General features: G+C 41.0%; 15 protein-coding genes. All 15 read right to left on the bottom strand.

The window, feature by feature from the left end; translation table 11 throughout:
* Nucleotides 1–92: 92 nt before the first annotated feature.
* Nucleotides 93–857 carry an ABC transporter permease gene (locus RYM16_RS03595; RefSeq protein ID WP_273299192.1) on the bottom strand — a complete coding sequence of 255 codons (765 nt, stop codon included), beginning with the start codon at nt 855–857 and terminating at the stop codon, nt 93–95.
* Entirely contained in the window at nt 854–1,510 is a 657-nt protein-coding gene (locus RYM16_RS03590) for an ATP-binding cassette domain-containing protein (RefSeq protein ID WP_314982351.1), read from the bottom strand. The genes RYM16_RS03595 and RYM16_RS03590 overlap by 4 nt, the downstream gene beginning before the upstream one ends.
* A 213-nt stretch (nt 1,511–1,723) precedes the next feature.
* Nucleotides 1,724–2,008 (bottom strand): 50S ribosomal protein L27, encoded by a 285-nt coding sequence (rpmA, locus tag RYM16_RS03585; protein WP_054746816.1) that lies wholly within the window; start codon nt 2,006–2,008, stop codon nt 1,724–1,726.
* Nucleotides 2,009–2,020: 12 nt separating this feature from the next.
* Nucleotides 2,021–2,335 (bottom strand): ribosomal-processing cysteine protease Prp, encoded by a 315-nt coding sequence (locus RYM16_RS03580; RefSeq protein ID WP_273299189.1) that lies wholly within the window; start codon nt 2,333–2,335, stop codon nt 2,021–2,023.
* Between the two features lie 2 nt (nt 2,336–2,337).
* Entirely contained in the window at nt 2,338–2,649 is a 312-nt protein-coding gene (gene rplU / locus RYM16_RS03575; protein ID WP_004698652.1) for a 50S ribosomal protein L21, read from the bottom strand.
* 204 nt (nt 2,650–2,853) lie between these two features.
* The gene (locus tag RYM16_RS03570) at nt 2,854–3,429 is read right to left on the bottom strand and encodes a manganese efflux pump MntP family protein (protein ID WP_314982349.1); all 576 of its coding nucleotides are present in this window, start codon (nt 3,427–3,429) and stop codon (nt 2,854–2,856) included.
* Nucleotides 3,430–3,458: 29 nt separating this feature from the next.
* A complete protein-coding gene (locus RYM16_RS03565) occupies nt 3,459–4,886 on the bottom strand; it encodes an Rne/Rng family ribonuclease (protein WP_314982347.1) in 1,428 nt (475 codons plus the stop codon).
* Between the two features lie 88 nt (nt 4,887–4,974).
* Nucleotides 4,975–5,670: a TIGR03936 family radical SAM-associated protein gene (locus RYM16_RS03560; RefSeq protein WP_314982346.1), complete on the bottom strand. Its 696-nt coding sequence runs from the start codon at nt 5,668–5,670 to the stop codon at nt 4,975–4,977.
* Nucleotides 5,642–7,525, bottom strand: coding sequence for a TIGR03960 family B12-binding radical SAM protein (locus tag RYM16_RS03555; protein WP_314982344.1), 1,884 nt, complete (start codon nt 7,523–7,525; stop codon nt 5,642–5,644). Before RYM16_RS03555 ends, RYM16_RS03560 begins: the two co-directional genes overlap by 29 nt.
* Nucleotides 7,526–7,582: 57 nt before the next feature.
* Nucleotides 7,583–8,686, bottom strand: a complete 1,104-nt coding sequence (gene rodA / locus RYM16_RS03550; RefSeq protein ID WP_314982396.1) for a rod shape-determining protein RodA — start codon at nt 8,684–8,686, stop codon at nt 7,583–7,585.
* An 8-nt stretch (nt 8,687–8,694) separates the two neighbouring features.
* The gene (locus RYM16_RS03545; protein ID WP_314982342.1) at nt 8,695–9,618 is read right to left on the bottom strand and encodes a P-loop NTPase; all 924 of its coding nucleotides are present in this window, start codon (nt 9,616–9,618) and stop codon (nt 8,695–8,697) included.
* A gap of 1 nt (nt 9,619) precedes the next feature.
* The gene (gene mrdA / locus RYM16_RS03540) at nt 9,620–11,542 is read right to left on the bottom strand and encodes a penicillin-binding protein 2 (protein ID WP_314982340.1); all 1,923 of its coding nucleotides are present in this window, start codon (nt 11,540–11,542) and stop codon (nt 9,620–9,622) included.
* 21 nt (nt 11,543–11,563) lie between these two features.
* Nucleotides 11,564–12,055: a rod shape-determining protein MreD gene (gene mreD / locus RYM16_RS03535; protein WP_314982339.1), complete on the bottom strand. Its 492-nt coding sequence runs from the start codon at nt 12,053–12,055 to the stop codon at nt 11,564–11,566.
* Nucleotides 12,052–12,969: a rod shape-determining protein MreC gene (gene mreC, locus RYM16_RS03530; RefSeq protein ID WP_009351048.1), complete on the bottom strand. Its 918-nt coding sequence runs from the start codon at nt 12,967–12,969 to the stop codon at nt 12,052–12,054. Before mreC ends, mreD begins: the two co-directional genes overlap by 4 nt.
* Before the next feature lies 1 nt (nt 12,970).
* Nucleotides 12,971–14,008: a rod shape-determining protein gene (locus tag RYM16_RS03525; protein WP_105098770.1), complete on the bottom strand. Its 1,038-nt coding sequence runs from the start codon at nt 14,006–14,008 to the stop codon at nt 12,971–12,973.
* Between the last annotated feature and the right edge of the window lie 93 nt (nt 14,009–14,101).

Here is a 14,101-nt window from a genome sequence, read left to right as displayed (position 1 = left end):
TAATAAAAGAGTAGTACCCTTTCGGATACCACTCTAAAAACTGAGTAAATATTCTATTAGTAAATTATGATGTCAAATAAATATATCTAAAACTACTTATTTAACTGATTTCGATTATTAAAAAATGTTTTATAAGCTAATTGACACGTAATAAAACAAGCAATAGATATGGTAGATAGTGACATAAATGTAACGATCATTTGATATTTTACAGCTTCTAAAGGAGGCATTCCCGCCAATATAAGGCCTGTCATCATCCCCGGTAGCGCTACGATACCTAATGTCTTGGCACTATCTACAGTAGGTTGTAGACCCGTCTTTATAACATCACGAACTATCGCTTTCGAAGCTTGTTTAGGTGTACTACCCAAGGCTAATTTAATTTCCACCTCTTGTTTACGCAATTCAAAATTTGATAGCATTTGACGATAACAAAGTCCAATCGCTACCATAGCACCACTAATGACCATACCACCAACAGGAATCAATTGGTACGCAGTAAAATCTAGTACACCTGTTACAAGTAAAATGGATAAGGTTATCCATGCGCCAATGGTGATAGCAAACCAAGAAATCCATAACGCATGCGGAATCCCTTGCCCTCGTTTAGCTGAGTTATAAGCCGCATTAAAAGCCATAAATCCAAGTAAGCCAATAATAAATATTGGACTTTCCGTACTAAAAATATACGATAAAATAAACCCAATGACTAATAGTTGAACTGTAGCACGTATAGCACTGATGAAAATATCCTTTTCTAGCTTCAACTCTTGTCTATAAGACATCAGTATACTGATAATCACTAATACAGATGCAAGGCATAAGGAAGTAGCAGAAATAGTTTGAAACTGACTCATCGCAATACCTCCTCTTTAGCTAATTGACCGTCTACGATAGTGATGCGGCGATTTGCAGTACGCAAGCTTTGCTCTTCATTATGAGTAATGGAGATAATGGTGATTCCCTTTTTATGAAGTTCATCAATAACATTTTCTACAATCGATGTATTCCTCGCATCTAAGGCAGACGTAACCTCATCTAAAAGCAATACTTTAGGCTCAAAAATAAGGCTTCGGATAAGGCATATTCGTTGCATTTCACCACCAGACAACTCGTCATTACGGCGCTCCATATAATTTAGTGGCATATGTAGTAGATCAAAAAGATATTCTATACGACTCATATCCGGTTCTAAACCGCGAATATCGTAAGGAAATAGAATATTGCGATGTACTGTTTTCGCAAACAAATAAGGTCTTTGAAAACAGTACCCCACCTCTTTGCGATAAGATTCAGGATCTATAGCCGTTAAGGGACGACCATTATAAGTAATAGTTCCCGATGTAGGACTAATCAGATCACTACATAATTTTAAAAGTGTGCTTTTACCACTTCCAGAAGGACCTACAATAGTAATATAATCGCCTTGATTTATCGATAAAGATACATTACGGATAATAGATTTGTCTTTTACAATATAGGATATATTTGATAATTCTAGCACCGTCATAATGCCCCCTATCTCGTCATATGTATATTAAAAGCAAAATATCGACTCACTGTGGCTAGTTATTTAGTAATTTTAAGTATAATGATTCTAACTATTATATCATTGCAAAAATGATAATGCTAAACTTAATTATAATATATCTATCAGACACATAATACAGAAAACAAAAAATCCCTAGTGGAAAACCACTAGGGATTAATAGTCTTTGTAAAATTAAGCTTCTACAGGGTATACGCTAACTTTACGGTTATAACGACCAGCACGTTCGAATGCTACTTTACCAGGCACAAGTGCGAATAAAGTGTCATCACGACCGATACCTACGTTAGTACCAGGGTGGAAGTGAGTACCACGTTGACGAACGATGATGTTACCGCTCTTTACGATGGAACCATCATGGCATTTAACACCAAGACGTTTAGATTCACTGTCACGACCGTTACGAGTACTGGACACACCTTTTTTATGTGCGAACAATTGCAAATCAAAAGTAAACATTAAGTTCACCTCCTATATTTCGTGTATTTGGACAAACTCTGGATATTGACGGCTAATTTCCTCTAAACCGAGAAGCATAGTCCCCAGAATATCCTGTCCACTCTGGTTAATCGTCCCAGAGAGAACTATATCACATCGACCTTCGCTATTCGTATATTCCCCTTCTTGTTGAGCAATCTGGGTAAGTCCTAACATTGCCGTTGCCGTTAAGGCAGACACTGCAGCACATACGATATCGAAGCCATGCTCATCATATCCTGCATGACCGGATAGGTGACAACCAATGACTTGACCATCACTATTCCGCTGGATTTCAATGGAAACCATAATTAAGCTTGGATAGATTCAATACGAACTTTTGTGAACGGTTGACGATGGCCTTGACGACGACGGTAGTTGGATTTAGCTTTGTATTTGAATACTAAGATTTTTTTACCTTTACCATGCTCAAGAACTGTACCTGTAACTTTTGCACCGTTTACAAGAGGAGCGCCAACTTTAACGTCGCCGTCATTCACTACAGTCAAAACTTCTTCGAATGTAACGGACTCGTTAGCAGCTGCTTCCAATTTTTCGATAGTAATTACATCGCCTTCAGCAACGCGATATTGTTTACCACCAGTTTTAATAATTGCGTACATGAGAACACCTCCTTGTTATCGAACTCGCTGAATTCGGTATCCCGACCCGAACTTCGGTCGGGCGTTTAAACCTGCTTCACGCGGATTGCAAAGTTCAGTAAACCGAACTAATACTGATATAGTATATCCTATTTACCCATCCATGTCAAACAAAATTCAACATAAATAGTTCAGTTTCTGATACTTTCATATATATACAGACCTCTAAAATTCTCCGATAATTCCGAGATGTTGTAAAAGTATTTTGGTACCGATGAGAATTAGTACACCGCCACCGAGAATATCTGCATATTTCCCAACAAACTGGCCCATAAATTTACCTAAGTATACACCAATTAAAGAAATACCGAAGGTAATAACACCGATCATAGTAGATGCTTCCCATACATTGATGGGCATGAAGGCAAAGGTAAGACCGACAGCCATGGCATCAAGGCTGGTGGCTACGGAGAGCATCATCATTTCCCAAACGCCTAAAAACTGTTTATCATCATCTTCATCATCTTCATCGCTAAGCCCCTCTCTAATCATAGCGATACCTAAATAGCCGAGAAGGCCAAAGATAATCCAATGATCCCATTCAGATATGACATCGATAAACTGACGCCCAATAAGCCAGCCAATTACAGGCATGAGAAACTGGAATAACCCAAATAAGAATGCCAATGTAACCTTTCGGCGATTTTCACCTACCGGCATTGATAAACCTTTACCAATCGATACACCAAAGGCATCCATAGCAGGACCCATGCTAATTAATATAATTTCAAATACAGACACAATATTCCTCTATCAACAAACTACTTACTTTATTCTGCTACAGCCATCAAAGAATAGCCTTCGCGACTAATTTGTGGATTTACCACAATCGAAATCTTCCGGCCCATAGACTCGCCTAGGTCCTCAAGAACAGCCTTTGTTAAGTATTGAGCTACCTCTGGATGGACTTCAATTTCTAGATTAGATTTAATACGACCCGATTTAAACAATTCACGGATACGTCGAACAATCTGCATATATACAGTTCTGCCTGACAACATATATCCCGTCCCTCCACATTGAGGGCAAGTATCGAACATCAATGTCTGCAAGCCTTGGCGCGCACGCTTACGCGTCATTTCCACGAGACCAAGTGAACTAATACCACATACCACAGTTTTCATCTTGTCTAACTTGGCTTGCGCACTTAACACTTTCAACAATTCCTGTTGATTTTGTTTATCTTTCATGTCAATAAAATCGACAACGATAATGCCACCTATGTCTCGCAATCGCAATTGACGACAGATTTCTTTAGCCGCCTCTTTATTAACGGTGAAAGCCAGATCTTCAAGCTTATTGGATTTGCCCGTATAATGAGCAGAGTTCACATCGAATACGGTAAGTGCCTCTGTATGATCAATGCGGATAGAGCCGCCAGAAGGTAGATTGATATCACGAGAGATAAGATCTTCTAATTGAGGTTCAATGTGATTAGCTTTAAAGATAGGTGTGCTATCACGATGGCGTGTCACTTTAATTTGCTGTGATGTAGGGCCATGACCTAAGAGGTCCATCAATCGAGATTCGCCCATATCGGAATCGACGATGATTTCCTCTACATTGCGGTGCGCATAATCTCGCACAAGACGGAACCAGAAGTCCGCATCACTATAGAGATCAGTACCGCTCTTAGCCACCTTAAAGCGCTTTAACACATGTTGCCATGTGCGCCACAAGTAGTCCATATCTCGTCCAATTTCATCAGCGCTAGCCTTAGCCGCTGCGGTACGGATAATAAAACCGCAACCTTCTTGCACATATGGTGCCGCCAACTCTTGCAACTTAGCTCGCAACGCTTCATCGGTAATCTTTTTAGAGATGTGCATACCTTCAGAATATGGTAAAAGTACCATAAAACGACCGGCAAGGCTCACATCAGCAGTAACGCGAGCCCCTTTACCGAGCATCTCCTCTTTTACGACTTGAACAAGAACTTGTTGCCCCACAGATAGGCGTGGCAAGATTTTCTGTTCCTTCCCTTGTTGAAGGTTCAAATATGCATTTTGCGAGCCTCCAATATCAATAAAGGCCGCTTGCATGCCGTTAAGTACGTTCTTAACAGTACCTTTGTACATATGATTTGCCATATGAGACTCATCAGTACGTTCTAAAACAAAGTCTACTAATTGCCCTTCTTCGTCGATAACAGCCATGCGGATTTCTTCGCGCATAACATTGACCAAAATTTTATGCATCCTATCCCTCCCTTCTTTCAATTCAAAATATATAGTTCTTTTAAATCACTAAAGCTTATATAACTGCTTAAAATTTATGTAAAAAGAATTAGTAATTAATTTCCAATGGAGTGTAACGTCCTTCTTCGTTTTCCACCATAATGGCTTTACGGTGAATTTCATAGCCCGTCGTAATAGGCCAGTTATATTGATCTTTACCAAGGTTCCATACTTCGCTAGGTTTGATTGTGCCTTGCGGATAAATGCCGATGCCCATAGTAAGGGTTGCCATACCATCCTTAACAGATGCTACGATAGGTTCTTTTACAAATTCTTTCACATCAATGGTACGAGTTTTCTTAGGCGTTACCTTTTCATAAGAAATTTCCGTTGCTTCATTAAAAGGTTTAAGCAATGCATTCCAATCAGCATGTTCATCCGTTACAGGACCTGTAACTTCGTAAATAGCAAAGTTACAGATAGCCATCATCTTTTTCACCTTTTCAGGCATTTCTTTGCCATCTAGCACTTCAAGACCTGGAGGAGCTACGCGGTTTAAACGCTCCATGATGGACTCTAAAGAATCTTCTTCCAGTGCATCCATATCGATATATTCAGCCGCTGCCGTTACGCCTAAAGCGAGTGCGGAGGAGAAGCTAATTTTCATATGTGGATTAAAGCCTTCAGAATAAGCCATTTTAATTTCTGCGCGGCGAATCATACGCTCTACAGCTTGTGCATAATCAAGGTGCGACAAGAATCTCAATTCTTCGCCTTTATTTAAGGCCAAACGTAACTTTTTCAACTCTGCCACCCTCCTTATAATCAATAATAGCTGTATCAAGCTCTGGACATACATTACAGCCCTTACATGGAGCTCGACGGCAATCGCCTGTAAGATTTGCTTCTACCGCTTGTTCCCACTCGCGTTTTAAGAACGCTTTACTTACCGTGCAGTCTAGGTGATCCCAAGGTAATGGCTCATCAAAGTCACGTGTACGGCGTGCATAGTATGCTGGATCCAGACCACAGTCAGCAAAGGCTTTCAACCATGTTTCATAGTTGAAGAACTCAGTCCAACCATCAAATTTACAACCTGCTTCCCAGGCTTTTACGAGAACTTCAGATAATCTGCGGTCCCCACGAGCAAAGGCAGCCTCCATGTAGCCAGTATAGCCATCATGGTAATGATAGGAAATATTCCGATTATTGATGAGAGATTTTAAGTAGCGTTGTTTACGATGAATTTCCTCTACATCTTGTTGACCATACCATTGGTATGGAGAATGTGTTTTTGGTACGAAGAAGGATACGCTGACAGTTACAGAACCATTGCGTTTACCCGTAATATCACGATGCAAATCAAGCACCTTATAAGCCAAATCAGCAATACCCGCTAGGTCCTCATCAGTTTCTGTAGGAAGGCCCATCATAAAGTACAGCTTAACTGTATTCCATCCAGATTTAAAGGCATTTGTACACGCTGCCAATAAGTCTTCTTCACTTACGCCTTTGTTGATAACATCGCGCATGCGCTGTGTACCTGCTTCAGGAGCAAAAGTAAGACCACTCTTACGTACTTGTTGCACCTTTTTTGCAATATCGATGGAGAAACTATCGATGCGCAAGGATGGCAAGCTTACGCTCACTTGTTTGTCTTTGAACTCTTCCATGAGCATGTCTACTAGCTCTGGCAATTTAGAATAATCCGCAGAGCTCAAGCTCATCAAAGAAATTTCATTATAACCAGTATTAGCAATCGTATCCTTAGCAATTTGGAGCAAACGCTCTGGCGTCTTTTCACGAACAGGACGGTATAACATACCAGCCTGACAGAAACGGCAGCCCCGTGTACAGCCGCGGAACAATTCTAGTACTGCGCGGTCATGCACGATATCCAAGAATGGTACTACAGGTTTTGTAGGGTAGAACACATTCTCTACATCTTCTACGATGCGTTTTGCCACAGCCGCTGGCACCTCATCAAAGCGAGGTGTAATAGATTTAAAATTACCTTCTTCTGTGTATTCTACATCGTATAACGCTGGACAATAGGTACCAGGAATTTGAGCTACTTTACGTAAGAAACCTTCCTTACCATCTGGGAATCCTTTTGCTTTCTCAGCTTTATAAAGGTCAACAAATTCGTCGCCCCACTCTTCAGATTCACCAAGGGATACGATATCAAAGAAATCTGCAATAGGCTCTACGTTAAACGCACATGGACCGCCACATACTAATAATGGAAAATCCATATCGCGATCCTTAGCGTACATTGGAATGCCTGCTAAGTCGAGCATATTTAGAATGTTTGTGAAGCTCATTTCATATTGAAGTGTAAAAGCTAACACATCAAAGTCTTTAATAGGCGTACGCGTTTCCAAAGAGAATAGAGGAATATTGCGCTTGCGCATTTCTTCTTCCATATCGTGCCACGGTGCAAATACGCGCTCTGCCGCCGCATCTTCACGACGATTTATTAAACCATATAAAATTTTGATGCCCAAGTGACTCATTGCCACTTCGTACACATCAGGAAAAGCTAATGCCATCGTTACATCAACAGTACTGTGATCTTTTACGATACTGTTATATTCGCCACCCGTATAACGAGCAGGCTTTTGGACATGTTGTAACCATGACGTATCTAATTGAATCATACATCCTCCGTCTTTTCTGAAAGACTTCTTTCACAATTAATCCTATATATAGGTTGTTTAAAAAATATATTTCGTCCGTTGCATCGCGATATTTAACAAAATACCGATACTCAACATATTCGTAGTCAATGCACTAACACCATAACTAAGGAATGGTAATGGAATACCAGTAACAGGCATAATACCAATAGTCATGCCTACATTTACGAGTACCTCGAAGGTAAACATTGTGCCAATCCCCGTCGCTAATAACATACCAAAGTTATCATTGCACGTATATGCTACTTGAATACTGCGATAAATCAACATAAACAATAAGAGCAATACCACAATACATCCAACAAAGCCAAATTCTTCACCAATAACGGAGAAAATAAAATCCGTATGGTTTTCTGGTAAGAAGTTCAACTGACTTTGTGTGCCATTAAAGATACCTTTGCCAAAAATCAAACCTGAACCAATGGCAATCTTAGATTGAATAATATGATAGCCAGATCCAAACGGATCAATATCTGGATTTAAAAATACGAGAATACGTTGTTTTTGGTATTCTTTCAGTACAAACCAGCCTAACGGCATCAAAAGAAAAGCCGTACCTGCAATAATTTTGATCAATCGCGTTTTAATGCCAGAAATAAAGAGCATCCCTACAAAAATTGCAATATACACGAGGGATGTCCCCAAGTCAGGCTGCAAGAATACTAGCGCAATAGGAATACCTACGTATAGCACTGGTAGGAGTAGCGATTTAAAGGTGTCTAACTTGCCAATACGAGGCTCTAGCATTTTTGCCATACATATAATCATCAATAATTTAGAAAACTCTGATGGCTGAATTGTAATAGGACCCAATTGAATCCAACGCTGTGCCCCTAGTGCAGAGGTACCAACTGCCATAACGGCTATTAGCATGAGCAAGGTAATGCCATAAATAATATTTCCCCACCCTTTAAGGCGATGATAATCAACAAATTGCATGCCTATAACAACCGCTACATTGGCTAAGAAGAATACTAGCTGTTTTACTACTAAACTACCAAATCCGATGGCCTCTTGATTCACATGGGTAGCACTACCAATAGCGGTAAGGCCAATTCCAACGAGTAATAGAGTGCATATGATGATAGTCCAATCACTATCTGTCCATATTTTCTGCCACATCATATCACCTAATTCAACTTGCGGCGACGCCACAAGCTTTGCTTACCTTGTATCAACAATCGTTGCGTAGTCCAACCACCACGATTGATGTAATGAACATTACTAGAATCGTCAAAGATTGTCTCGCCTGTTGTAGCAAGACTAGGTGTACTCGCTTGGTCCTTAATAGCTTTCTTTTTAGCTACATAATCAGCAAATTGCTTTTGTACATCGTAATCTTCCCAACAATCGCCAGTCACAACATAATCCACGAGAGGTGCTAATACTGATTTTAGATCCCTAGAAACAAGTTCTAATAACTTACCTTCTTGCGTATAAGTTAATACATCCTCATCGTAAGGAATCATAGCCCCTGCATATTCAGCGCGTAGGACCTCTAACATATCATATACATTGATGTCCTCACCTTCCATAGGCACTGCATTAAATGCTATGGCATAGTCACGAATGTTATGTTCCTGACAGACTTGAATCATGCGAGCCCCATTGCGCAAGGACACCCATAAAGGATGTGTCACAACGATACAGCGACTTACTAAGTCTAAAATAGACTCTATTCCCTTGCCGATACCTGCAGGTGCATCAATTAAAATGTAATCATATGCATCGCAGAGACGACGTACTAGCTTTTTGTATTTCTTGCGGCCTATATCTTCCCAGCGAGCACTTTGACTAGCAGGTAAAAAATCTAAGTTTTCAGCGATTGATACGATCGCGTCATCTGTATATTCTTTATCTTCACTCGCATCAAGTGCATCATAGATTATTTCATCTGCCACACCTAATACAAGGTCTAAATCGCGTAATCCAAAGTCTCCATCGCAGAGCAATACGCGATGCCCTGCATGGCTTAAGGCTGCACCTAGGCAAGCAGTAATGGTAGTTTTACCTACGCCACCCTTACCAGATACAACACCGATGATTTCGCCCATACTAATCCTTTCTTGGTTGCCCACTCGTTACCGTATTCTGCGGCTTCTGTCCATTAGCAGAATTTGCCCCAGTAGCGGTTTCTTTGTTACTTTTACGATTTGTATCATTAGGTTTCTTATTCACTGGCACATTAAAGTATGCAGCCAATACATCACGTACGATAGGACCTGCAGAACCGGCACCAAAACTACCTTGTTCAACAAGGGCAACCACAACGATTTGTGGTTTATCATATGGTGCATAAGCTACGAACCAACCGTGATCTCGACCATGAGCATTTTCCGCCGTACCGGTTTTGCCTGCTACATTAATTGGGAACCCTTTAAATAACTCCCCTGCTGTACCACCCTCATTTGTAACATCTCGCAAGCCTTCGCGAACGATATCCATAATATTCTTTGGTACCGGTAAAATACCGAGTTTATCAGGACCAAAGATTTCTTTTGGGGTACCATCCTTATTATCGATACGACTTACCACATATGGTCGATATTTAATACCACCATTAGCGACTTCACTGAGCATAACCGCCATTTGTAACGGTGTAGCCAAGGTGAAAGACTGACCAATAGCCGCATCAAAGGTTTCCCCTAAATACCAATCTTCATCAAAGACTTTACGTTTATACGCGGGGCTTGCCATATTACCAGCAGCCTCGCCAGCCAAATTGATACCCGTTTTTTCACCGATACCAAAATAGCCCGCATATTTTACAAGCTCTTCTATGCCAATGCGATTACCCATTTCATAGAAGTAAACATTGTCAGACTTGGCAAGGGCTTTATTAAAATTAAGCCAACCTAATGCTTCGCCTTCTGCATTTCGCTTGTCAATTAACCAGTGCTTACCACTGTCAAAGATCATCTCTTCAGGAGTAACCTTTTTAAGGTCTAACGCAGCCGTACCAGTAATAATCTTAAACGGAGAACCTGGTGGATACTCACCAGAAATAACCTTATTGTCAAATGGATGATTCTTATCATTATTAAGCTGATTCCACTGAGCTGTTGTAATGCCTTTAGCAAACCAGTTTGGGTTGAATTCAGGAGCACTAACCATAGCTAAAATAGCGCCTGTATTAGGGTCCATTGCTACCACTGCTGCCCCTTGTGCTGGAATACCTTGAGCTCGCAGTTGATTGAGCTGGTTTTTAACAGCTTCTTCTGCAGCCTTTTGTAAATTCACATCGATAGTTAGATGAATATTAGAGCCTGGAACCGTATGTTTCCGGTCCACTTCTGCCACAGGACGACCTGTAGCATCTACCTCTACCTGCTTACCACCATCGGTACCGCGCAAGTTAGAATCATATAATTTTTCGAGACCGGAACGACCTAGAATAGTACCGCCGCTAACAAGAGTATTCGGGTCCTTTTGTTTTAGCTCTTCTAATTCTTCCTCGCTCACTTCCCCTACATAGCCAAAGAGCTGAGATGCCATCGTCTCATATGGATAATAGCGAAGTGGCTCCACGTCAATTGTTACGCCTGGCAATTCATGACGATGTTCCTCAATAGTCGTTACTACGTCCATTGAAATGTCGTTGGCAATACGAATTGGCTCATAACCATACTTGTGATCATTCACCTTTTTCGTAATATCCTCAGGCTTCATTTTTAGCAATGCTGCTAATTTAGCAACTTCCCCTTCATCTAAGGCCTTGCCTGTTGGCATAATAGAAATAGTATAAGCCGGTCTAGAGCCTACTAAGATTTGACCATTTCGATCGTACATAATACCACGAGCAGCTGTCATCGTAACCATGCGCAATCGATTGCCTTCCGCCTTAGCTTGATAATAACCACCAGCCAAGATTTGTAGCGTCAACAAACGCAGTGCTAACACTATAAATATGGCCGCTACAATGTAAAAGAGTACATCAAAGCGACTCGTTTTTTTCCGTTTATAGAGGCCTTCTAGCACTCTTTCACCCCCTAACCAAACTTACCAAATATAATCTTGCTCTTCCTCTTTGCGCCACAATAAGCCATGCACAATGGCAGCCAAGACGCCATTCCAAAACAAAACAGGTAGAACCATATGTAGCAAATATACACCAAGGTGTAAATCGCCACCACTAGCTAATATCATAAAGCTACGAATCAAACCATCCAACAATGTGCAGATAGCCACAATGGCGCTTGACCAATACCAACGTTCTTCATAAATGCGATGTTTTACAGCAGATAACAAATACACCACAATTACATAAGGAAAGAAATGAAGCCCAAAGAAGTTAGATATCAATACATCGTGAACGATACCGCCCACAACGGCTGCCATAATGCCCATGCGACGCCCTTTAAACAGCGTTACCATAACAATAATAGTCAAAATCAAATTAGGTAACCAGTTTGTATGAAAAATAGCCGGCAACAGTTGAGCCTGAATAAAGTAAATTAAAAATCCACAAAGGACTAAAGCTAGACGCGTCATTGTTTAACGGCCCCCTTTACCCCTTCTACTTGATCTCGTTGCGTTTGAGGTACAAGTTTAGGCTCAAGTTCAGGCTTTTGCGGTGCACTAAGGGAGGATGACGTAAGTACGAACACCTCTTCAATGCGATGGAAATCAACACTTGGTGTAACTACCGCATTTTTTACAAAGCCTTCTGTATCATTTTCAATAGATTGCACATTGCCTACTGGTAAACCTTTCGGATAGATACCACCGTAACCAGAGGTAATCAATTTATCCCCTACCAATACGTCACCATCGCGAGCGATGTTCACCATGGACGGTGTGCGCGGTGTATTACCATTACCTTTTACAACGCCAGACAAACGAGATTCGGGACGCTGTACGAGAATGCCTACTGCACTACGAGGGTCAAGAATTGTTTGCACCCGAGCAGAGTGTGGATACACGTCAGTAATAAAACCAACTACACCACTTGGTACAACGACGGCCATATTTACGGCCATGCCTTCTTCACTACCTTTATCGATGGTAAAAGTATTTGTCCACGTACCATAATCCTTAGTAATAACGCCAGCCAACGTCATGGAAAACTCTGGATGATTGCTCTTATAGTTCAAAAGTTGACGTAGGCGAATATTTTCTGCTACAACCTCGTCATAGTTAACAACCTTTTGCTCTAATGCAGCTTTACGAGACGCTTCTGCTTCGCTTTCAATGGTAGAAGAAATAGCATTATTTAGCACTGTAAAGCTTGTTTGTACGCCCTCTAATAGACGGGCAGAGCCATAGGCAAAAGGAGTCGTAATCCCTTCCAGGGTAACAGTAACAAAAGGAATACTAGTTCGTTGTTTCCAAGCAAAACCGAGCAATGCCAATAGGATACAGCTAATGACAACGACGATAATTAATTTTTTATCTGACTGTATCATACTAGTCTCGGCCCTTTCTATTCTTAGAATTTACAATAAAACGCGATAAGCTCACTAAATCGGAAGATGCACCATTAAGGCCCACAACGACCTTTGTTTCAGGTGCTTCTGGAACGTGAACAGGCACACCTAACTCAGTGCCGATACGATCGGCTAAACCAGCTAGTCTAGCAGTACCACCTGTTAGCCAAATGCCATGTTGCATAATGTCCGCTACAATCTCAGGAGCTGCAGAACGAATCATTTGCTTAACTTCATCAAGTAAGCCCACAATACAATCGTTGATTACTTGATATACCTCTGATTGGTGTATTACACATCGTCTACCTAAGCCATTCATCATATCACGACCTTGGAAGGCATACTCAGCATCCTCTAAGGGAGCAATGGCAGTACCTACGGTATGTTTAATATCTAAGATAGTTTCATCTGATACGATAACACCAAAGCACTCTCGTACGTAACGCAAAAGCGCATTATTAATATCAGAACCTCCAAAGCGTATAGTTTTACTATCTACAATGCCACCTAAGGAAACAATACCCATATCAACGGTGCCGCCGCCGATATCAATAATCATAGATCCGCGGGCTTCAAAGATAGGTACCCCACAACCAATGCCTGCCGCTACAGGTCTTTCAATTAGGAATACCTCTCGAGCACCAGCTTGAATAACAGCATCCATCATAGCTCTTTGTTCAACATCGGTCATGCCACAAGGAACACCTACAAGAACTCGAGCACGACGCAAGGCATTAGAAACCTTATTCAAAAAATAGTTAAGCATGGTATGCATAACGCGATAGTCGACGATAAAGCCGTCTTTTAGAGGCGTCAAAGGGCGCCACATATCTGGCATGCGCAATACAAGGCGTGCTGCTTCATCCCCAACGGCAACTACCTTTTCTTGTTTTGTATCTGTTGCTATAATCGATGGTTCGCTTATAACGGTTCCTCGCGTCCCACCCATGAGGCGCGTTTGTATGGAACCAATATCTATACTTACATCTCTTCCTAGAGTAGGTAAAATGGAACTCATAGTAATTTCTCCTTCATTACATCATCATTCCATTTTACCATAGATAGAGAGACTTTTTCCATTGATATAGAGGGTTTTCCTCTATGGTAAAAG

This window comes from uncultured Veillonella sp., assembly GCF_963524655.1.
Taxonomy (GTDB): Bacteria; Bacillota; Negativicutes; order Veillonellales; family Veillonellaceae; genus Veillonella.
This window is presented reverse-complemented; position numbering and strand designations above follow the sequence as displayed.

What these genes read in the sequence shown, in the direction of transcription:
- RYM16_RS03595 (WP_273299192.1), bottom strand. Translation starts at nt 857, where the DNA reads ATGAGTCAGTTTCAAACTATTTCTGCTACTTCCTTATGCCTTGCATCT.
- mreD (WP_314982339.1), bottom strand. Translation starts at nt 12,055, where the DNA reads ATGACGCGTCTAGCTTTAGTCCTTTGTGGATTTTTAATTTACTTTATT.
- RYM16_RS03565 (WP_314982347.1), bottom strand. Translation starts at nt 4,886, where the DNA reads ATGCATAAAATTTTGGTCAATGTTATGCGCGAAGAAATCCGCATGGCT.
- RYM16_RS03590 (WP_314982351.1), bottom strand. Translation starts at nt 1,510, where the DNA reads ATGACGGTGCTAGAATTATCAAATATATCCTATATTGTAAAAGACAAA.
- rpmA (WP_054746816.1), bottom strand. Translation starts at nt 2,008, where the DNA reads ATGTTTACTTTTGATTTGCAATTGTTCGCACATAAAAAAGGTGTGTCC.
- rodA (WP_314982396.1), bottom strand. Translation starts at nt 8,686, where the DNA reads ATGTGGCAGAAAATATGGACAGATAGTGATTGGACTATCATCATATGC.
- RYM16_RS03525 (WP_105098770.1), bottom strand. Translation starts at nt 14,008, where the DNA reads ATGAGTTCCATTTTACCTACTCTAGGAAGAGATGTAAGTATAGATATT.
- RYM16_RS03545 (WP_314982342.1), bottom strand. Translation starts at nt 9,618, where the DNA reads ATGGGCGAAATCATCGGTGTTGTATCTGGTAAGGGTGGCGTAGGTAAA.
- RYM16_RS03555 (WP_314982344.1), bottom strand. Translation starts at nt 7,525, where the DNA reads ATGATTCAATTAGATACGTCATGGTTACAACATGTCCAAAAGCCTGCT.
- mreC (WP_009351048.1), bottom strand. Translation starts at nt 12,969, where the DNA reads ATGATACAGTCAGATAAAAAATTAATTATCGTCGTTGTCATTAGCTGT.
- RYM16_RS03580 (WP_273299189.1), bottom strand. Translation starts at nt 2,335, where the DNA reads ATGGTTTCCATTGAAATCCAGCGGAATAGTGATGGTCAAGTCATTGGT.
- rplU (WP_004698652.1), bottom strand. Translation starts at nt 2,649, where the DNA reads ATGTACGCAATTATTAAAACTGGTGGTAAACAATATCGCGTTGCTGAA.